We start from the raw sequence: 17641 nt of genomic DNA on the forward strand, positions 1-17641 counted from the left end.
CGGCACTCCGCATCCCACCAGTCCGCCTCCGGTCTTTCGCCGGAATGCTGCCACCTTGATCCCGACCATTACCGGCCGGCGGTTCTTCTGGACTGGGGTCCCGCCGCCCCGGGTCTCAGCGGGGCGGCGGGTGCACTGGTGTTGCTCCGGTGCTATTCAGTTATGTTCGCCGGCTTCGCAGCTCAGGAGGTCTGCAATTCCCGTAAAAGGGTAGGCTCGGCGTGCTTTCAAGAATATCAGAGCTCTAACCTGTGGATAAGTAATCTAGCCCAAATGGGTTAGTCGGCGTGTCTCTGGGTTCATGGAAGCATCGCGGTCACCGAGTCATAGGCGTGGGCCTTCTCTGCGAAGCGCAGTATGTCCGCGTGGGGCTCGAAGTACTCCCGACCTCGCCGCCGGTGCTCGGCGAAGCGATGATGGAGCCTGGTCTCGTCCTGCCGGGTTCCTCCCTTGCTGAGCAGGACCCGGTCTGGCTTGAGCTGACGCATCCGGATCCGCGGCGTCTGTGTCCAGCCGATCTTTATGTGCTGGCCGATCTGGACGATGTAGAGACTGCCGTGCTCCTGCTCGGTTACCGGGTCCGCCTGCCCTGCTGCAGCGAGGGCTTCGAGGCGCCGCCGTTCGCGTTCCTGATCGGCGTGCTCGATCTCTCTTGCGAACCAGTCCCACTCATGGAGCGGCCACAGGGGAAGGTTGCGGTGCCAGGCGCCGCAGGCCTGCGGTGGCGGTTCGCAGGCTCCTGACTCGCACCGGATCACTGGTTGCGCGTTGTCCTCCGGTCCAATGACGCGGACGTAGAGCTCGGGTGCCTCGCAGTAGGGACAGAGCGCCGCGAGGTGTTGCCCGTCGTCGACTTCGGAGAAGTGGTGGGCGAGGCCGGCGCGGACTCTCGCCGCCTGCTCTTGGACCTCCTCCCCCACTTCGGCACCGCACTGGTGCCAGTGGTTGCGGACGTAGGTGATGAGCAGCAGCGGGTCCTCGTACTTGTGGAGTGCTGCCCGGATGAGCACGGCGTGGTGGCCGAGCTCGGTGGCGACTGCGCGGGCGAGTTTCGCCATGGTGGTGGTGAGGTCGACGGCGCGGTCGTAGGCGTCGAGGTGGATGGGTGCGGGTGACTCCCCCAGGGTGAATGCGCCACGTTCCTGCTTTTCGATGCGGGCGAGCTGGTCGAGGCGGCCGCGCTGCTCCGGCGTGAGGGTCGGCTGCCGCCACGGCTTCGGGGTGCCTCGGAGTCTCGTGGCGCACAGGTCCGACCAGCGGTTGTAGATCCAGTCGAGGTTCTGCGTGATTGGGGACTCGGTCACTATCGGCTCTTTTCCGTGTGGGCCAGTTGGCAGTAGCAGCCATCCTTGCTGGCAATTCCCGGGTCGGCGCCCTCGTACTCCCAGCCGGCGATGCAGCCGACCTCGAAGTTGTGCTCGTCCCAGGTGTGTCCGCAGGGGCACTCGTCGTTCCAGTATTCCTCCGTCATGCCTGCTCCTTTTGGTGGATGGTGATGGTGGCGCCTGGTTCGCAGCCGATGGCCCAGCGTTTGCCGGCCACCCAGGTGGTGATGCGGGCGTCGTCGACTATGGTCCCGGCGATTTTGAGGGCGTCTCCGACCGCGCGCTGGAGCTTGTCGAGGTCCGGGGTGCCGGCGGGCTCGTCCTTGAACTTCGTTCCTTTGGGCCGGTAGAGCCAGACGGTGAGGTTGACGGTCAGGCAGCCGTCGAGGGGCTCCCATTCGACGCCGTGCGATGCCTTCGCTGCGGCGATGAGCGCTTTGCGCCAGGCTGGGAGTTTCTTGTCGGACTCGTGGAATCCGAAGCCGCCGCGGCCGGGTGACTTGCTGCCTTGGGTGGCAGGGGTTCCTGTGACGAGTATCTGGTGGCCGGCGCTGCTCATCTGCATTCTCCGTTGTGGCTGGGTCCGAGGTTGTGGGTCGCGAGGAGGAGCCACATGTAGGGGACGGGGTCGTGGTGGTTGTTGACGTAGGTGGGTCGTTGGGGTTGCTGGAGTTGCTGGGCCGGCGGGACGAAGGACCTGCGTGGGGGCGGTGGTTTCTGGATCCAGGGCGCTGCGGGGCGGGGTGCCTGCTGCTTCGGTGCGGGGGCCGGCCGTGCTGGCTGAATCCTCTGTGCTGGGGCTGGCGGCCGCGGGGCAGGAGCCGGCATCGGGACGGCCGCGACGGCGGCTGCCGGTTCGAAGTCGAGGGCCTGCGGGCATCCCTCGGTGCTGGAGCAGCCGACGAGGGCGGTTGCCACGAGGAGGCCGATGACGAGTTTCTTCAATTGGTGCTCCTGATGGCTTCGGTTGCGCGGCGGTAGTCGATGGGGTTCCAGAACTTGGAGAGGGTCCTCCACCCATGGGTGCCTGGTCCTTGCACCGGGGCGTCGACGCTGGTTTCGGTGAGGACTTGGATTCGGCCGTGGATGCAGACTCGGATGTCGCCGAGGCGGTGCTGGTGCTCGCTGAGTGGCCAGTCTTGCCGCCAGCACTCGTCGTGCTTCTGCTGCCTGCCGGCCCTGATGTTCGGGGCGCTCACTTGCTTGCCGCCTTCTGCTGTTCGGGGGTGCAGTGCTCGTCGTCCCCGCAGTCCAGCCCGCAGCCGAACCCGACGATCGGGCAGGGGTCATAGACGTCCAGAGTCAAGCAATGCGGGCATGTGATCAGCGATTTATCGTCAGAGCACCAATTGGTGCAAACGCATGCCTTCCGGTCGTGGATTGCTTGGACGAGCTGCTGGCCTTCGGCGTCGTTGAGCATCTGCTCGGTTAATTCAGAAGTCTGGCTGGTCACTGGTGGTCTCCTGGTTGTCTGGTCTGGTCATGAATCCGGGGAATCGGGCGCCGCATCGGTGTTCGGGGAGGATGGTCTTGCCTCGCTGGTCGGGTGGCCGGCTGCCGTAGAGGTAGGCTCCGCGGCGGTCGTTGAGTTCGTAGCTGTTGCCGCGCGGCTTGACGGTGAAGGTGGGCCGGCCGGTGATCATGCAGGCGTGTTCCTGGGGCGGGGACAACGGTGTCGGGTCTGCGGTGACCATCCCGGCGCAGAGGTCGGCGTCCATTCCGTGGAGGGTGAGCTCCTGGCAGTTTGGGCAGCGTCCCCAGCGGGCGGCTCGGAAGCCTCCGGTTTTGTTTTCGAGCTGCTCTTTGAGCCAGTCGTCCATGCCGGGCTTCTTGGTGGCTTTGGGTACGGAAAAGAGGGTTCCCTGGCTCATGGTTTTTGGCCGGAGTGACACAGTGACATGTCTTTTGGTGAGTTCGGCCGCGAGTGCGTGCGCCCGCAGTGGAGCTGATAGTTGTATTTCGATGTCACGGTGTCACTAGTGGCGGTTTTTTCGCTTGTTTTCGGGGTTTTTGGCTTCGCCGTTATGTCACAGATTGACGCCACGAGTGATATAGACTTCATGTCATGAGTGAATTGCACTGCCCAAGCTGCGGGCACCACATTGGAAACCTTCGCACCACGGCCGGCGAGTCGACGGTGAAAACCGACGATATTGAGGCGTGGATGGCGATCACATCGTGGGCTGATTACGAGGCGCCGGCCGCCCTCTACCAGCGCTACTCGAATTGGGCGCATGCCGCGGGCCGGGACCCGCTTTCTCAGCGCATGTTTAGCCGCCGCATTGTTCTCCTGGGGGCGAGGGTCCGGAGCGTCAAGACGGGCCGGACCTACGCTCCGCCGCTGCCCGTTTAGGCGCCTCACCTGCCGGCCTCCGGAGCCTATGAGAGGTGCCCGCATCACCAGCCTCCCCGATCGCCTTGGTTCTCGTCCTGCTCGACTTTCGCCGAGTTGAGGGTGACGCCTCCGTACATGCGGACGCCGCCGGAGGCCCGGGGTGCTTTGGTGCCGGTGAGGATGCCAGCGCGCTGGAGCTGCGTCTGGAAGGCCCGGCCCTTGAGTGGGGTTTCGCCGTTGTCCGCGCACCAGCGGTCGTAGGCCTGCCGGAGCGCCGAGACGGTCGTGGCGAAGTGTGGGGCTGCGTCGCCGGTGTGGAGCTCGCATTCCTCCTCGAGGAACCTGCCGACGGTGTCCACGCTGTGGGCGTAGTCCTCTGTCGCTGCTTTGACGCCGCCGGGCTCCTGCAGTCCGACCTGGGCGTAGGCTGCGGCGCCTTTGGCTACCCAGGCGAGTACTGCCGGGCCGTGCTGCCGGGCGAGGATGCCTTGGAGGTCCTCGATGCGGTTCTCGTCCGCGACGGTGTGGGTGAAGGGGATGAGGCGGAGGCGTCGCCAGAAGGAGTGTCCGCCGGATTCGACGGCGGGTTGGTGGTTGCCCATGAGCCAGATCTGGTGGGAGGGCCGGAACGTGAAGTCGTCCTGGCGCATGAAACGGGCGGTGAGGGAGTCGCCGCCGGCCAGTTGCTTGACCTTCGCTTCGTCGAAGCGGTCGTCCTCGTTGACTTCGGAGGCGAGGACCATGCGTTTGCCTGCGAGGCGGGCAATTTCGGTGGTGTGCGGGGCGTAGTTGGAGGCCATGAGGAATCCGTTCGGGCTGGTGGTGGCGTAGTCGCCGAGGACAGCGACGAGCGCTTCGAGGAAGACGCCTTTGCCGTTGCCGCCGTTGCCGTAGGCGAAGGGAAGGAGGTGTTCCCTGACTTCGCCGACGGCTGAGTAGCCGACGAGGCGCTGCATGTAGTCGACGAGATCCTGCAGGGGGAAGGTCTGGGAGAGGAAGCGGAGCCACATGGCCGGGTCGGCGTCGAAGTCCGGGGTGCAGGACGTCATCATTGTGTGGAGTTTGGCGGGGTCGGAGGCGCGCAGTTGGCCGGTGCGCAGGTCGATGATGCCGCCGGGGGTGTTGAGCTCCCAGGGGTGCGCGTCGAGGTCGTCGATGGTGACGGTGATGCGGGTGTCTGTCTGCGCCTGGGCGAGCATGTCCGTGGTGCCTCTGGCCGAGAGTGCGCGGCGCTTGTGGTTCTGGGCTTCGGTGCCGCTGTCCGGCAGGGACCGGGCTATGTCCTTCGCCAGCTCGCGGGCGTATCCTCCGCCGGCCTGCTGCCAGTTCCAGACGTGCCCGTCCCAGGCGAGCCAGCGTCCGCGCTCGGCGCAGTAGCGGAGGCGGTCGCCGTACTGGTCGATGAGGGCTTGGGCGTTGCCGTCGTCGGAGCGTGCGAGGGTGACGTTCGGGGCGCGCTGCTCCGCTATCTGGTGGACCGTGGCGAGGGCGCTGCTGCCGGCGGTCTCGGGCTGGTTGACGGGGAGGTCGACGCTGAAGGTGCCGTCGGCTGCGACGGGTGCCTGGATGCCGGTCGGGTACTGGAGCGGGGCCGGGCCGGGCGGGGTGAGGCTCAGGCCGGCCGCGGTGCTGACGGGTGCTTCCCATCCGTAGGTCGCGGCTTCGGGTGTGAATGATCCCGGATTGAAAGGGCGGAGAACGCGGATCTTGGGTTCGGAGCCGTGGCCGGCTTTGCGAAGTGCGGACGCTGCGGCTGCGTGGTCCCCGCCGTGGTGGAGGAGGGCGTAGGCGCCGAACTTTGTGTAGGGGGTTTCCTGCTCGAACTCGGTGGAGCTGGTGAATACATAGAGGCGGTCGCGGTCTTCGGCGTTGCCGGTGGTCGCGGACATGCCGAGGCTTTTGCCGGGGCGGCGCCAGTACCTGGTGCGGCCGGATCCGTAGACGAGGGACCAGCCGGCGGGTTGGAGGATGTCGGCCCAGTCGGTTTTGTTTTCGTAGTCGTCGCCGGGGGTGGTGCCTTCGAGCGGATCCCGCGGTGCGGGGGTGAAGCTGAGCGCTGCCTGGTTGGGCTCGTCGGGGGCGGCTTCGTGGAGGGAGCCGAGCAGGGAGTGGAAGGCTTCGCGTTCCTCCAGGGTGATCGTGGGGATGGTGGTAGGGCCGCCGGCGACGCGGACCCAGGGCTGTCCGGTGGGGTGGACGGTGCCGCCGGAGGGTGCGACGACGACGAAGCCGCCCTCGCTGCGGGTTTCGGCGAGTACTTGGCGCTTTTGGCGGGGGTTGCCTGCTAGTTCGGTTGCGGTCGAGGGTCGGGAGGCGATCTTGGTGTTGCCGGGGAATTTGTAGCCTTCTGGGGTTTCGAGCTTGTAGAACCAGTGCCAGCCGCCGGATGGGCTTTGTTCCAGCCATCCGGCGCAGAGTCGTCCCCAGAGTTCGCCGAGGCCGGTGTCAGCGGCGAGCGCGGCGATCTCCGGCAGGCGTTCGGAGCCGCGGCCTTCGACTTCGGCCATTTCGAGGTTGCCGGAGATCGTGCCGGTGACGACGCCGATGCCGTGCCGGCCTTCGCTGCTGAACCAGTCGTGGAGCTGGGTTCCGCCGGCGCGGATGGCCATGCGCTCTTTCCAGTCGCCGGCGGGGCGCTTGCTGCCGTCGGTGAATACGGGTACGACGGACAGGCCTGCGGCTGCGAGTTCCTGTGCTGCGTGGAGGGTGCTCAACTTGGGGCGTCCTTTGTGTCTGGTGCTGGTGGGGTGCATTGGCATCTGGCCGCTCCCCCGGTCGGTGTTTCGGTGCGGGCCCGGCACGGTCCTGGTTCGGGTTGGTGGTGGTGCCCGCAGTCGCGGCAGTAGCCCATCAGTCGGCGCCGGTGGGCTGGCAGCCGTGTTCGGCGATCATGGAGGGGAGGTTCGGCCCGTTGACGGCGGCTTCGAGCTCGGCGTCGGTGACGTCTCCGAGGACTTCGCCGCAGCCATCGCAGCAGCGCTTGACGCGGACTTTGCGGGTTCGGCGGATGGTGCCGTTGGGGCCGGGCTTGGCCGTGATGACGTCGGGGGTGTTCGTACGGGGCATGGGGTCGAGTCCTGTCTGCGGGTCGAGGTGGGAGTTGTAGGCAGCCTGGACGGCGGCCGCGATCGCCTGACGGGGTTTCGCGTAGGTCTGGACTTCCCAGCCGCAGCCTGCGCATTTGTGGGTGGACGGGGTCCCGCTGCCCTGCCAGTCGCACACGAGCTTGTGGGCTGTCATCGCTGTACCCGCGGGCGTGGCGGCAGGTCTGCTGTTTTGCAGCCGAGCTTGAGACGGGCGGCGCGGTCTGCCCAGGCGATGGACGAGTAGGTCGCGGCGACGCGCTTGGGTTTGGCGCCCTTGCGTTGGATGAGGTCGATGACCCAGCCGTCCAAGGTGGCGTGCCGGCTGACTTTGGCGCGGGGGTATTTCTTAGGGAAGCTGCTCATGCTGCTCGTCCTCTCGAGGCGTGGCGGGCGTTGTCGCGGGTGTCGTTCTTGACCAGGGCGACGAGGTCGCCGCGGTTGATGCGGTGCAGTTGGCGTTCGACGGTGTCCCAGCTGCCGGAGCCGAGGCGTTCGGCGATCTCGTCCCGGGTGGCACCGGTCTTGGCCATGTACTCGACGTCTTCGCCGATGGTGTCGCGGAGCTTGTCGCTGCCGCCCAGTTCCGGCGTGGCCGCGGGCATGTCGATCTCGTCGTCGTCCCAAGCCATCGGTGGCAGCCAGCCGCGGGACTTGGCGTAGTTCCGGGCCCGGGTCGCTGCGGTCTTGCTGTGCCAGTCCGTGCCGGTCTGCGGCTTGTTCCAGCACTGCTCGTAGATGTCGCGGACGGCGAGCGCCCGTTTCGCGGTGCACTGGGAGGCCTTCATGAAGACGCCGAAGTTGCCTGGCTCGATGCCGAGCTGGCGGCCGAGGCTTGCCTGGGACCAGCCGATTGCGACGAGCGCCTGGACGCGGCGGACGGTCCCGGTGGAGTCGACGTAGCTGTTGGGGGCCATGTTTTCCAGGGCGGGCTTGAGGGCGAGGATCTTGTCCGCGGTGGTCTTCTTGACCCGGGGGTAGGGTGCATGTCCGCGTTCGTGGCGGCCCCAGCGGATGGCGCCGACAGTGGACGCCGCGAGGCCGGTAAGGGCGGCCATGCGCTTGATGCTGATGCCGTTATCCATGAGGTACTGCATGTGGGCGCGGACCGGGTCGGCGTCGACGCGGCCGGAGTCGTAGCGTCCGAAGGCGTGCTGCCGCTGCCTGGTGCGTTCGTCGGCCGACGCGGCGTCGGTGCAGGGGCGACAGCGGCATTTGTCGACGACGTATGTGGTGCGTTCGCCGTGGACGTGGTTGGCGATCGGGCACTGGCATTCCCTCTTGATGCCTTCGCGGGTCTTGCGTGCCTCGACTCTCGCGGCCATCGCGACGAGCCTCAGCTGGCGCTCGCAGGAGTGGTCGCGCGGGGCCTTGGCGGCGAGGCCGACGGTGCGTGAGGTCTTGGTGAATCCGCAGTCGTGGGTGACGGTCGTTTCGATCGCGCGGACCCTCGCGCTCATGCCTCCTCCCCTTCCTGTGCCATTTCGGCGAGGTGGGCGGCGTAGATGCGGATGTAGCGGGTCGCGGAGACGACTGTGGCGTCCCGGAGTACACGGAGGCTGTCGGGCTTGGCGTGGCGCTTGATCTGTTCGGCGAGCGCAGTGGCGGCGTCGGCTGCTGTCTGGCGTGCGAGGAGGACGTGGCCGAGGGTGTGGGCCAGGGCGCGGTCTTTGATGTTGTTGAGGTCGGCGGGCTTGGCCCAGCGGTTGGTGTAGCCGTCGCCGCCGACTTTGGAGAGGTGGAGGGTGGTGTCCGCTTCGATGCGGATGATTTCCCAGCGGGTCTTGCCGTTTCCGACGGTGCAGGTCTGGCCGAGCTTCGGTGTGGTCGTCATGGCTACTCCCCCACTTCGCGGCGCTTGAGGGCGTCTGCTGCGTTTTCGGCGAGGTCCGCGAGCATGTTGCGGACGCCGGAGCCGCCGGTGTGGGTGTTGGCTCGGAGCCGAGCGGCCGCGACGATGAGGTATTCGGATTCGCGGCTGCCTTCGGCCTTGGCTGGCAGGAACGGGTCCGGGATGGTGATGTGTCCGGGCTGCGGCTCGTCCTGGACGGGCTGAGGCGAGTCGTCGCCCGCGGCTTTCGGCTCCTGGCCGAGGCGGGCGTCGATGGCTTCAAACTCATCGCGCGACGTCGAGCCGTAGAAGCTGGGGTCGATGCACGCCAGTGTGGCCATCGTGTTGGTGCGCGTCTCCCATGCGATTGCGAGTTGCGCGTCGATGAGGCGCTCATCCATGGGCCGGGTGGTCCGGGCGGCATCGGCCGCGTGCGGGTTGCCGGGGAGGGTGTTCGTCATGGTGTGCTCCTGGTTGTTCTGGTGAGGTTGGTGAGTTGCTGCTCGTGGGCCTGCCCGGATTCGGACCGGGTCCCGTCCGCCGGCGCCCTTTGGGGGGCGGGTGCCGGCGGGTGGTGGGTTGCCTATCAGGCCCGGGGTGGCCGGCGCTGCCACAGACGCGAAGGTCAGGTAACGGGGCGGCGCCGGCCGGTAAGCGGTGGTTAGTCGCTGGTGAGGTACAGGTAACCGCTTGCTTCGGCCTGGTCGCGGACAGTGCCGGCGATCGCGGTGAAAGCGTCCTCGCGGATGCGCTCCGCTCCCTGGAGCTTGAAGCCGAGCTGCAGCTGCTTCTGGACGAGGCGGTAGCGGAAGAGCGCGGTTACCTTGTAGGCCTCGCCGCCGGCGAAGGGCCGGAGGGCGAGGGTGAAGGACGCCGGGATCGTGAGGTCGCCGACGGCGCCGGCCGACGCTGTGGTCGTCTCCCGGTATCCGAACTGGACGTTGCCGTCGGAGAGGCGGTGCCCGGACTCGAAGTCGACGCCGCGGCGGATCTGGAGGGACTGCGCGATTTCGAGGATCTCGGCGGAGGCCGGCTCCACGATGTTCTCTGCGTTGTCCTCGATGAACTCGGCAAACTCGGCCTGTCCCATGAGCTTGTTGCTGCCGGCGATCCAACGCTTCCACTCTTTGCTCTCCGTGAGCTGCAGGCGGACGCCGTGGTCGCCCCAGCCGGGCTCCTCCGTGGTACCGGCGTTGATGGTGGCGATGAAGTTGCCGGCCTGAACGGACGCGGCGATCTCGGTCTCGTCGAGGATGCCGTGCTTGGTGAGGTAGGCGCCGAAGGACTCTACGTCGGCGACGACCGTCGTGATGCTGAGGCCCTTGCGCCGGGGCCGGGCCGCGTGGGAGTCGGTGTCGAGGGTCCGCTGCCGGCCGTCGCTGTCGGCGACGACGTAAAGCTTGCCGGCCTCTATCTCCTGCGCGGTGGCTGCTTGGAATGCGAGGGCCGCTACGGAGCCGGCTTCGGTCTCGGAGTCAATGTAGGTCATCAGTTCACTTCTCTCAGGTGGATGGGTGCTGCGGGGGCGGAGACGTCGCGGAGGCCTTCGAGCTCGGGCTGGTTAGGGTCCGTGCGGGAGAGGTTGCCGGTCTTGTCCTGGTAGTAGATGCGGGCGCCGCGGTCGTGCTTGGGTGTCTTGACGGTCACGTTGTCGGTGACGCGGAGGACGCCGTCGGAGCGCTTGTCCGGCTCGACCTTGATCGTGAGGGTGATCGATCCTGCTTTGCCGGTGTCGCGGACGGCCGCGACGAGCGAGTGGAGGCCTTCGGTGAGCTCGTCGTGGGCTTGTCCCTGCCCGGTGAGGAAGTCGGCGAACGGCTTGGCGTGTTCAGTCATGGCTGGTCTCCTGGCTTGCTGCTGCTGCGGCGGCCGCGGCCGCGGCTGTCTGGACTGCTTCGGTGTATTCGGGAAGGGCCATGCTCTCGGCCAGCTGCTCGAGGAAGTCGCCGGCCGTAATGAGGCTGACGCCGCCGCCGGTGTCGACGTTGGCAACGACGGAATCACCCTCGGTTTCGAACTGGATCAGGATGTAGGGCTTGCCGCCGAGCATGACGCCCGTGTACTCGCCCTGGGGCGTCTGCTCGGCGCGGATGATCAGGTCTCCTCCGCCGCTCATGCCACGCCTACCGAGATCTTGACGCTGCGGTGCGTGGCGACGGCGATGGCTAGAACGATGAGGACGAGGAGCATTGCTGCCGGTCCTCCGAGCGCCAGCGCGACCGCGAGGGCCTCTGCTGTCTGTTCCATTGGTTTCCTTTGCTGAGTGAGGTTGGGTGGCGCGGGGGGTGCTGCCCGCGCGGCGCCTTACGGGGATTTCTCAGTGCGCCGCCGGCAGCTCTCCGGATTCCCGGGCCGGAGGACACTGACCGTTACTGCGGCCCGGCCGCCCGGATAGCTGCTACCGCCTGAATCGGCGCTCCGGTCGTTGCTGCGATCGTTGCGTCGTCGAGGCCCTGACGGAGGCAGTTCTGAACGTCGACTGCGCTCCACGCCGCGGCACCGGCCGGGGCTGCCTGCGGAGCGGCGACCTCACCGGTGCCCTGGTTGACCGCGACCGGGGGCTGGTACTGCGCCGGCGGCGCTGCGGCCGGTGCCGCAGCTGGTGCGGCCCATGCCGGAGGTGCCGCCGCTGCTGGCTGAGCGGCCGGCGCCTGGGCCCACTGGTTGGCCGCCGGCTCCGCCCAGGTGTTCGCCTGGACTGCGGCCGGTGCTGCGAGGGCCGGGTCGCCGCGGAACGCTGCGACTGCCTGCTCCTGTGTCTGCTGCGGCCGTGCGGCCTCCGGTGCCGGCGCCCACTGGTTGCCTTGCTGCGGGGCCGGCTGGTGCTGCTGCACGGGCGCGGGGTTGTGTGGGAAGGCCTGCAGGTAGGCCGAGGCGTTCGCGGCGTCCTGGTCGGTGAAGTCGGCGAGGTTCCACGTCGTCTTGCCTCCGGCGAGCTGGACGTTGATGATCCGACCGAGGGCCGGGTTCGCGTCGCCGAGGTAGCTCTGCAGGTTGTTCCGGAGGCCCGCGCTGAAGAGGAGCGTGTTGACGAACTTGGCGCCGGCGCCCGGGCCGTCGAGGACGACGACGTCGCATGCCATCGCATCCGAGACGCCGGTGGGCGTGGTGACGTTGTAGCGCATGTCGCGCGGCCACACGAGGACGAGCTCGTTGGCGTGCTCGGCCGGCTTGAATACGTCGCCGCCACCGGTCTGGGGTCGATTGAAAGTCATTCTGGTGGTTCCTTACTTAGTGGGTTGCTGAAAATTTGCGGAGTGGTGCTGCCTTGGCGATCGCGGCGTCTTGTCGCTGTTGCGGCGCGCACCAGGGGCAGAACCTGTTGTCGCAGAGCGGGTAGAGCGAGAGGGCCTGCTCTAGGCCGATCGCGGTTCGGAGCCCGTCCAGGTTGTTGAGCTTCGTCAGTGCGTCTGCCGCGATCAACGGGTCGTAGGGCTCGGACCAGACGTAGGAGTCGGAGAGCTCGCCGTCTCGCGGGATGAAGAAGATCATCACGAGGTCGACGTTCCAGCCCTCCAGCTCCCAGCCGCGCCCGTAGGTGTGGGCTTGGACCCGGTACTGGTTCGAGGGGCCCTTGCTGCGGTAGTTCGCCAGTGGCTTTGGACCGATGAACTTCCAGTCGCCGACCGCGTGACCCCACGAATCGAAGATGTCCGTGGATCCGGCGTGGTCCTCGTTGCCGATCCTCCCGACGACGACGGACTGTTCGCAGAGCCACCGGTTCTCCTCCGAGGCTCCTTTGGCTGCCGCTTTGTTGAACCAACGCTCCTGCTGGTCGTGGAGCGCGGTGCCAACCTGCGGCTTCCAGGCGGGTCCGCGGGGCGGCTCCGGTGTCCTGGCGAGCTTGTGGAGGAGTGCCCGGTCGCACTCGATGCCGAATTCCGACGGGCCGATCCTCTTTTGCAGGGACCGGGGCTGGTTGACCATTTCCTCGATCATCACGTCGAACACTTGGTCTGCGATGCCCTTTGCCCGGTCCGCGAGCTCGTGGTCCGCGTCCAGGTAATAGGAGTGAGGGTGCCGGACCCCCACGCTGTTTACGAGCGTCACTTGATGGCAACCCTGCGCTCACCGGTGCCCGCGACCATGAACTGGTTCTTCAGGTTCGGCGGGACGGCCGCGGCGTTGACGACAGACTTGTAGAGTGCGGGGTTGACCTCGACGGGGTAGGCCTTTTCGAAGGAGGCCCAGTCGGTGCTCCGGCTCGGCTCCGTGATGCTGATGGTGAGGTTTCCGGACTGGTGCTTGCCGGGCTCCAGGAGCTTCCGCAGCTCGGCTTTGGCGGAGTCGGCCTCGGCGGTGAACCTTGACGCCTCGGAGCGCAGCTCGCCGGCGGCCTGCTCAGCGGCGACGGCGAGGGCGGCGTAGTGGTCGACGAGCTCCTCGGTGCTGGGCGCAGTCTCTCCGACCTCGACGAGGCGGAGGCCAGCTCCGGCGATGGCTGATTCGGCGGCCGGGCGAAGCTCGGTCTCGGCCGGTGTGGTTGCTGCGGTGTTCTTGGCGGGGCTCATATCTGCCTGGTCCTGTTCTTGGTGATGGGTGGGGGTGGTGGCAAATTTGTTCACGGCTGGTCCTCGCCGTCGTGCTCCTGCTCGAAGGGAACTTCGTCTGGTCCGTCGGCGATGAGGAGGGCCGCGCCGGCGGCAAAGAGGACGAGGACTCCGGCCATGGGCCAGAAGCCTTCGACCAGCCAGAAGGCGCCGGCAGCGATCTCGGCATTCATGCTTTGGCCGGCTTCCCTGGGAGCGGGTCGCGGTGCGCCCGATGCTTGGCTCTGCCGGCCTTCAGCCGACCCCGCTCGATGGCGAGCTGGGAACGGTGATAACGCTGGGCCCACGCCTCGAGGTACGGGGTGCGCCCTTCGGCACGCTTGCCCGTCGCCGTGGTCTCCGGCGCAGTCGTGAGGGCCGCTATGTTGTCGGGGGCCGAATGCGTCGTCGTCACTTCGTACCTGCCTTCGGTGCGTTGAGGAGGGCCTGCCGTGCGGTGTGACCGAGGACCATCCAGGACGGGCGTGGCTTCGCGTCTCCGGAAACCGGGAACGCTGCGTGAGGGTTGTTCCTCGCCACGGCGTTCATGGTGTGTGGGGAGATCTTCATGTCCGCGGCCGCCCAGCCGGTGACCTTGCGCGGCTCCGGAGCTCCGCGGCTCACGCTGCGTCCCCAGCGACGGCGGAAAGGTCCGGGCTCGTGAGCCGTTCCTGGAGGAAGGTTTGAAGGGCGTCGGCAGGGATCCGCAGCTTCTGTCGGCCGCCGCCCTGGCCGAGGTCGACGCTGGCGATCTTGTTTTCGCGGATGCGGTCGTACATGAACGCTGTGCTGACGCCGATGGCTTCGGCCGCGTCGGCGATGGTATACAGCGGCAGCGCTACGGGCTGCGGTCCTTCGAAGGTTGGCACGATATACTCCTGAGTGAGGTTTGGTTGTTCCTGAGTCCCTCGCCGAGTTGCTGCTCGGCGGGGGACTTTTTTATTCGCTGAAGGCTTCGCCTGTAACGGGGGCGATGATCCTGGTGACCGGCACGTCCAGCCAGGCCGCGATCGCTTCGATGTCATTGAGGCTGAGGTCCCCCTCGCCGCTGACTCTGTTCCCGGCGGTGGTCGTCGAGACGTCCAGAGCACGCGCCAAGTCGATATTGCGGAGTCGGCGAGCTGCCATGAGCCCGCGGATTTCCGTTGCGGCGCGCTGTGCGGCAGTTCGTGCCGGCACGGCGTCCAAGTAGTTTCCGGTGGTCATCTGAGTACTCCAGTGGGGTGAGTAGGTAGTTCTTACCCACCGAAGTTAACCCGAGTAGGTACAAAACACGAAATTCACGCTTAACTGGCGTGTCGCACGCTTAAATCATGTCGAGTTATACATTTTTCACTTAATCGGGTTAATGTGGCGTCGTACGGGATTCAATCAGGAAGCGCGGGTAAACTTATGCTCATGGCAACATTTGAAAGAAGGACGGAATCCGGCCCGCTGGCCCGGGCAGTAGCCGCCGAGATACGCGCCGCCATGGGGAGGCATCGCAAGAGTGGACTCCAGCTGGCCACCGCTACGGGCCTTTCACAGAACTACCTGGCGAAGCGCCTTCGGGATGAGGCGCCGTTCACGATCAACGACATCGAGAAGATCTGCTCGGTCCTCGAGGAGGACTTCGCCGCGCTCATGGCGTCCGCAGCAGCCCACGTCGGCACGCTGTTCTGATGACCACCCGGGGCGCCAAAGGCGAAGGGTCCGCCCCACGGCAGATGCCTGACGGCCGCTGGCGGGCGGAGCTCGGAATCGGTACCGATGCGGCAGGAAAGCGCCGGAGGCAGATCTTTTACGCGGAAACGCAAAAGGAATGCTCCAGGCTCCTCCGCACCGCGGTTACCGACCGTGAGAACGGAGTGCTGGTCAGCAGTCGCCCGCCCACCCTGGGTGAATGGCTGGACTACTGGCTGGACAACATCGCCGCCGTGAAGGTTCGGCCCCGGACGATGGTCGGCTATCGGTCCTACATCCGGACCTGGGTGTCCGGGACCAAGGTCGCGAAAGTCCGGCTGAACAAACTGACGCCGGAGCATATCGAGCAGCTCTACAAGCCCATGCGCGACGCAGGTCGATCTGAGACCACGGTGTCGCAGCTGCACAGGATCATTTCGCGCGCGCTGACCGTGGCTGTTCGCCGCGGGAGGGCCGGCACCAATCCCGCCCAACGGATGGACGCGCCCCAGCCCGCCGGGTTCGAGCCCGGCATCCTCACGCCCGATGACGCCCGCAAGCTGCGCGTAGCTGCCGAAGGCGCACCGGACGGGGCGCGCTGGCTCGTGGCGCTAGCGCTGGGCCTCCGGCAAGGCGAGGCCCTCGGCCTCGCCTGGGACAAAGTCGACCTCGACGCCGGGACCATCCACATCCACCGCGAGCTCTACTCCCTGCCCTGGGAGCATGGCTGCCCGGAGTCAGCCATGAAGCCTGACGACAAGAAGGCGTGCGGACGGCGCGCCGACCACTGCACGCTGCGCCACTCCGGTGGCCGATTCGTCGGCACGCCCAAGTCGGACGCCGGCAAGCGCACTCTTGCTCTCCCCCGCCAGCTCGTCGATTCTCTGAAGGAGCACCGCGCGACTCAAATCCGGACACGGGCACAGGAGGGCAAGCGCTGGAGGGGCTTCACGGCCGCCGGCGGCGAGCAGCTCGATCTGGTGTTCGCGCAGCGCGACGGAAACGCCTTGCACGCCTCGACGGACTGGCGGCTGTGGAAGGCCTTCCTCAAGGGCGCCGGAGTGCCTGCTGTCCGCGTACACGACGCCAGGCACACGGCGGCGACGCTGCTCCTGCTGATGGGCGTGGACGGGCGTGTGGTGATGGACATGATGGGCTGGTCCGTGGCGAGCATGCTTAAGCGCTACCAGCACGTCCTGGACGAGATGAAGGTCGAGGCGGCCCGGAAGGTCGGTGACTCACTGTGGGAGGCTCCGGCCGCGCCCCAGCCGCCGGCGGGTGGCGTGGTGTCGATGGCCGACTTCCGCGCTCGAAGGAAGGCCTGACCCTTCTCCAGGGGCCCGGCAGGATACGTTCCTGCCGGGCCCTTCTGTTTCGTCGCACCCTGCCGCTAGCGTGGGTCCCCTACTGAGGGGAGCGGGGCTTTTTGATTCGTAACGAGGTACGACCGGTGATCAGCTGCAGTCCCAGCGGCTGTGATCGGTATGCGATGCGCCACGAGGATGATGTCGGAAATGTCGTCCGCAGTGTGGCCATCGACGGCGGGGAGGTCTGGGAAATCGACTGGCAGAACGGCACAAAAGAGCTGTGGTTTTACGCGCACAGGGACTTAGGCCACCAGATAGGCCACCACGCCCCGGGCGGGCCGCCATAGCCCGGACATGACAAAAGACCCCCGATTCCCTTATAACTAAAGGGAATCGGGGGTCTTTTCGCGTGTGCCCCAGGTGGGACTCGAACCCACAACACGCGGATTTTAAGTCCGCTGCCTCTGCCAATTGGGCTACTGGGGCGCCCGGTCAATGGTATCCCGCCGGACTCCCCTCCGCGCTTGTTGAAATCAGCCAAACGGCCCGGCGTAGCGGAAGGTCCCGCTGACACCGCCCGGCCAGACTGCCAGCGGCAGCAGCTGGAAGTGCATGCCCCAGGCGTGGTCCGGGGCATCGACGCCGAGGGACGTGGAGGGCACGAAGCCGAAGCGCGAGTAATAGTCGGGACTGCCCAGCAGCGCGATCCCCCGCTCCCCCGCCGCATTGGCCCGGGCAATCGTTTCCTTCATGAGCGCGGACCCGATGCCGTGGCGCTGCAGGCGCGGTACCACCCCGATGGGACCCAGTCCCAGCAGCTCGAGCTCGCCCACCCAGCCGCGCGTGCTGATCGTGTGGCCCACGATCTCGCCGTCGAGCTCCGCCACGACGCTGAACTCCGGCAGGTATTCCTGGCACTCGAACAGCCGGGCGAGCAGCTTGACCTCTTCGGGTTCGCCGTCGACGTGGACCCCGGTGACCGGTGAGATGGCAAACGCGGCCGCCGTGAGGGCGAGGATGGCGGGACGGTCCGCGGGTTCCTCACTGCGCAGCACGAGTTCCGGCGCCGGCTTGTGCTCCCCGTGGTCAGCGACGAGTTCGTGCAGTACTTCCAGTGCACGGTCGGTGTCGGCCACGGGGACCAGCAGGTGGTCGTGGTGGAAGCCCGCCAGGACATTGCAGCTGATCTTCGCTTCCGTCAGCGCTGCGCTGACCGCTGCTGTCAGGCCGATCGCCTCGAGCGACGAGTGCACCTGGAGCGTGATCCACGCTGCGATGAAGTCGTAGGTGAGCCCCAGGCTGTCCGCTTCGGCCCGCGGGAGGACGACCGTCAGCCCTTCCGCCTCGCGGACGGCGGCCGCGATTCCCCCGGCCAGGGGTTTGCCGTGCGGCCACAGGGCGTAGACGAACTCGCCTTCGCGCAATTCGGGGCTCATGGTCGCCAGGAGGGTGTGCAGGTCCTTTTCAGCTGTCATGGAGCCAGTCTAGGCGCGGGTCCCCCGCACCTGTCCGCTCCCGGCACAGGTGCGGCTGCCTGCAAACAAAAACGGCGGCCGCTCCCCCTGAGGG

General features: G+C 66.9%; 29 protein-coding genes and 1 tRNA gene. 3 read left to right on the forward strand and 27 right to left on the reverse strand.

Features of this window, described 5'->3' with window-relative positions:
• Window positions 1-299: 299 nt before the first annotated feature.
• From ABIB51_RS07365 to ABIB51_RS07395, 7 genes are read right to left on the reverse strand one after another with little or no spacing between them, the layout of a single operon-like run.
• Window positions 300-1304: a GIY-YIG nuclease family protein gene (locus ABIB51_RS07365; RefSeq protein ID WP_354186950.1), complete on the reverse strand. Its 1005-nt coding sequence runs from the start codon at window positions 1302-1304 to the stop codon at window positions 300-302.
• On the reverse strand, window positions 1304-1471 hold the full coding sequence (locus tag ABIB51_RS07370; protein WP_354186952.1) for a hypothetical protein: 168 nt from the start codon (window positions 1469-1471) through the stop codon (window positions 1304-1306). Before ABIB51_RS07370 ends, ABIB51_RS07365 begins: the two co-directional genes overlap by 1 nt.
• Window positions 1468-1884 (reverse strand): RusA family crossover junction endodeoxyribonuclease, encoded by a 417-nt coding sequence (locus ABIB51_RS07375; protein WP_354186954.1) that lies wholly within the window; start codon window positions 1882-1884, stop codon window positions 1468-1470. The genes ABIB51_RS07370 and ABIB51_RS07375 overlap by 4 nt, the downstream gene beginning before the upstream one ends.
• Window positions 1881-2270: a hypothetical protein gene (locus ABIB51_RS07380; protein WP_354186956.1), complete on the reverse strand. Its 390-nt coding sequence runs from the start codon at window positions 2268-2270 to the stop codon at window positions 1881-1883. Before ABIB51_RS07380 ends, ABIB51_RS07375 begins: the two co-directional genes overlap by 4 nt.
• Window positions 2267-2524: a hypothetical protein gene (locus tag ABIB51_RS07385; RefSeq protein WP_354186958.1), complete on the reverse strand. Its 258-nt coding sequence runs from the start codon at window positions 2522-2524 to the stop codon at window positions 2267-2269. The genes ABIB51_RS07380 and ABIB51_RS07385 overlap by 4 nt, the downstream gene beginning before the upstream one ends.
• Entirely contained in the window at window positions 2521-2778 is a 258-nt protein-coding gene (locus ABIB51_RS07390) for a hypothetical protein (protein ID WP_354186960.1), read from the reverse strand. Before ABIB51_RS07390 ends, ABIB51_RS07385 begins: the two co-directional genes overlap by 4 nt.
• Window positions 2759-3196: a hypothetical protein gene (locus ABIB51_RS07395; RefSeq protein WP_354186962.1), complete on the reverse strand. Its 438-nt coding sequence runs from the start codon at window positions 3194-3196 to the stop codon at window positions 2759-2761. Before ABIB51_RS07395 ends, ABIB51_RS07390 begins: the two co-directional genes overlap by 20 nt.
• 194 nt (window positions 3197-3390) lie before the next feature.
• Here ABIB51_RS07395 and ABIB51_RS07400 point away from each other — a divergent pair, with 194 nt between their 5' ends.
• Window positions 3391-3678: a hypothetical protein gene (locus ABIB51_RS07400; protein WP_354186964.1), complete on the forward strand. Its 288-nt coding sequence runs from the start codon at window positions 3391-3393 to the stop codon at window positions 3676-3678.
• Window positions 3679-3722: 44 nt separating this feature from the next.
• Here the strand turns inward: ABIB51_RS07400 and ABIB51_RS07405 are convergent, their stop codons facing one another.
• The 18 genes from ABIB51_RS07405 to ABIB51_RS07490 all read right to left on the reverse strand — a co-directional run bounded on the left by ABIB51_RS07405 (window position 3723) and on the right by ABIB51_RS07490 (window position 14309).
• Entirely contained in the window at window positions 3723-6374 is a 2652-nt protein-coding gene (locus ABIB51_RS07405) for a phage/plasmid primase, P4 family (RefSeq protein ID WP_354186966.1), read from the reverse strand.
• Between the two features lie 136 nt (window positions 6375-6510).
• Window positions 6511-6900, reverse strand: coding sequence for a hypothetical protein (locus ABIB51_RS07410; protein WP_354186968.1), 390 nt, complete (start codon window positions 6898-6900; stop codon window positions 6511-6513).
• Window positions 6897-7109 carry a hypothetical protein gene (locus tag ABIB51_RS07415; protein ID WP_354186970.1) on the reverse strand — a complete coding sequence of 71 codons (213 nt, stop codon included), beginning with the start codon at window positions 7107-7109 and terminating at the stop codon, window positions 6897-6899. The genes ABIB51_RS07410 and ABIB51_RS07415 overlap by 4 nt, the downstream gene beginning before the upstream one ends.
• The gene (locus tag ABIB51_RS07420) at window positions 7106-8203 is read right to left on the reverse strand and encodes a hypothetical protein (RefSeq protein ID WP_354186972.1); all 1098 of its coding nucleotides are present in this window, start codon (window positions 8201-8203) and stop codon (window positions 7106-7108) included. The genes ABIB51_RS07415 and ABIB51_RS07420 overlap by 4 nt, the downstream gene beginning before the upstream one ends.
• Window positions 8200-8577 (reverse strand): hypothetical protein, encoded by a 378-nt coding sequence (locus ABIB51_RS07425; RefSeq protein WP_354186974.1) that lies wholly within the window; start codon window positions 8575-8577, stop codon window positions 8200-8202. Before ABIB51_RS07425 ends, ABIB51_RS07420 begins: the two co-directional genes overlap by 4 nt.
• Before the next feature lie 2 nt (window positions 8578-8579).
• A complete protein-coding gene (locus ABIB51_RS07430) occupies window positions 8580-9035 on the reverse strand; it encodes a hypothetical protein (RefSeq protein WP_354186976.1) in 456 nt (151 codons plus the stop codon).
• Between the two features lie 200 nt (window positions 9036-9235).
• Window positions 9236-10063 (reverse strand): DUF2303 family protein, encoded by an 828-nt coding sequence (locus ABIB51_RS07435; protein ID WP_354186978.1) that lies wholly within the window; start codon window positions 10061-10063, stop codon window positions 9236-9238.
• On the reverse strand, window positions 10063-10410 hold the full coding sequence (locus ABIB51_RS07440; RefSeq protein WP_354186980.1) for a YfdP family phage-associated protein: 348 nt from the start codon (window positions 10408-10410) through the stop codon (window positions 10063-10065). Before ABIB51_RS07440 ends, ABIB51_RS07435 begins: the two co-directional genes overlap by 1 nt.
• Complete coding sequence (locus tag ABIB51_RS07445) at window positions 10403-10690, reverse strand: hypothetical protein (RefSeq protein ID WP_354186982.1); 288 nt, start codon at window positions 10688-10690, stop codon at window positions 10403-10405. Before ABIB51_RS07445 ends, ABIB51_RS07440 begins: the two co-directional genes overlap by 8 nt.
• Window positions 10687-10821: a hypothetical protein gene (locus ABIB51_RS07450; RefSeq protein ID WP_354186984.1), complete on the reverse strand. Its 135-nt coding sequence runs from the start codon at window positions 10819-10821 to the stop codon at window positions 10687-10689. Before ABIB51_RS07450 ends, ABIB51_RS07445 begins: the two co-directional genes overlap by 4 nt.
• Window positions 10822-10943: 122 nt before the next feature.
• Window positions 10944-11789, reverse strand: a complete 846-nt coding sequence (locus tag ABIB51_RS07455) for a hypothetical protein (protein WP_354186985.1) — start codon at window positions 11787-11789, stop codon at window positions 10944-10946.
• Window positions 11790-11805: 16 nt separating this feature from the next.
• Window positions 11806-12624 carry a hypothetical protein gene (locus tag ABIB51_RS07460; RefSeq protein WP_354186987.1) on the reverse strand — a complete coding sequence of 273 codons (819 nt, stop codon included), beginning with the start codon at window positions 12622-12624 and terminating at the stop codon, window positions 11806-11808.
• Window positions 12621-13139 carry a hypothetical protein gene (locus ABIB51_RS07465; RefSeq protein WP_354186989.1) on the reverse strand — a complete coding sequence of 173 codons (519 nt, stop codon included), beginning with the start codon at window positions 13137-13139 and terminating at the stop codon, window positions 12621-12623. The genes ABIB51_RS07460 and ABIB51_RS07465 overlap by 4 nt, the downstream gene beginning before the upstream one ends.
• Entirely contained in the window at window positions 13136-13297 is a 162-nt protein-coding gene (locus tag ABIB51_RS07470) for a hypothetical protein (protein ID WP_354186991.1), read from the reverse strand. Before ABIB51_RS07470 ends, ABIB51_RS07465 begins: the two co-directional genes overlap by 4 nt.
• Window positions 13294-13518, reverse strand: a complete 225-nt coding sequence (locus ABIB51_RS07475; protein WP_354186993.1) for a hypothetical protein — start codon at window positions 13516-13518, stop codon at window positions 13294-13296. Before ABIB51_RS07475 ends, ABIB51_RS07470 begins: the two co-directional genes overlap by 4 nt.
• A complete protein-coding gene (locus tag ABIB51_RS07480) occupies window positions 13515-13727 on the reverse strand; it encodes a hypothetical protein (protein ID WP_354186995.1) in 213 nt (70 codons plus the stop codon). Before ABIB51_RS07480 ends, ABIB51_RS07475 begins: the two co-directional genes overlap by 4 nt.
• On the reverse strand, window positions 13724-13972 hold the full coding sequence (locus ABIB51_RS07485; RefSeq protein WP_354186997.1) for a helix-turn-helix domain-containing protein: 249 nt from the start codon (window positions 13970-13972) through the stop codon (window positions 13724-13726). The genes ABIB51_RS07480 and ABIB51_RS07485 overlap by 4 nt, the downstream gene beginning before the upstream one ends.
• Before the next feature lie 70 nt (window positions 13973-14042).
• Complete coding sequence (locus tag ABIB51_RS07490; protein ID WP_354186999.1) at window positions 14043-14309, reverse strand: helix-turn-helix domain-containing protein; 267 nt, start codon at window positions 14307-14309, stop codon at window positions 14043-14045.
• Window positions 14310-14501: 192 nt separating this feature from the next.
• On the opposite strand from ABIB51_RS07490, the gene ABIB51_RS07495 reads away from it, so the two are divergent.
• The gene (locus ABIB51_RS07495; RefSeq protein ID WP_354187001.1) at window positions 14502-14765 is read left to right on the forward strand and encodes a helix-turn-helix domain-containing protein; all 264 of its coding nucleotides are present in this window, start codon (window positions 14502-14504) and stop codon (window positions 14763-14765) included.
• Complete coding sequence (locus ABIB51_RS07500; protein ID WP_354187003.1) at window positions 14765-16090, forward strand: tyrosine-type recombinase/integrase; 1326 nt, start codon at window positions 14765-14767, stop codon at window positions 16088-16090. Before ABIB51_RS07495 ends, ABIB51_RS07500 begins: the two co-directional genes overlap by 1 nt.
• A 394-nt stretch (window positions 16091-16484) precedes the next feature.
• On the opposite strand, the gene ABIB51_RS07505 is transcribed toward ABIB51_RS07500, so the two are convergent.
• Together ABIB51_RS07505 and ABIB51_RS07510 are read right to left on the reverse strand one after the other, a co-directional pair.
• Window positions 16485-16558: transfer RNA gene (locus ABIB51_RS07505), tRNA-Leu, on the reverse strand.
• 47 nt (window positions 16559-16605) lie between these two features.
• Entirely contained in the window at window positions 16606-17547 is a 942-nt protein-coding gene (locus ABIB51_RS07510; protein WP_354187005.1) for an N-acetyltransferase, read from the reverse strand.
• Window positions 17548-17641: the final 94 nt, after the last annotated feature.

The organism is Arthrobacter sp. UYCu712 (assembly GCF_040547005.1).
Lineage (GTDB): Bacteria > Actinomycetota > Actinomycetes > Actinomycetales > Micrococcaceae > Arthrobacter.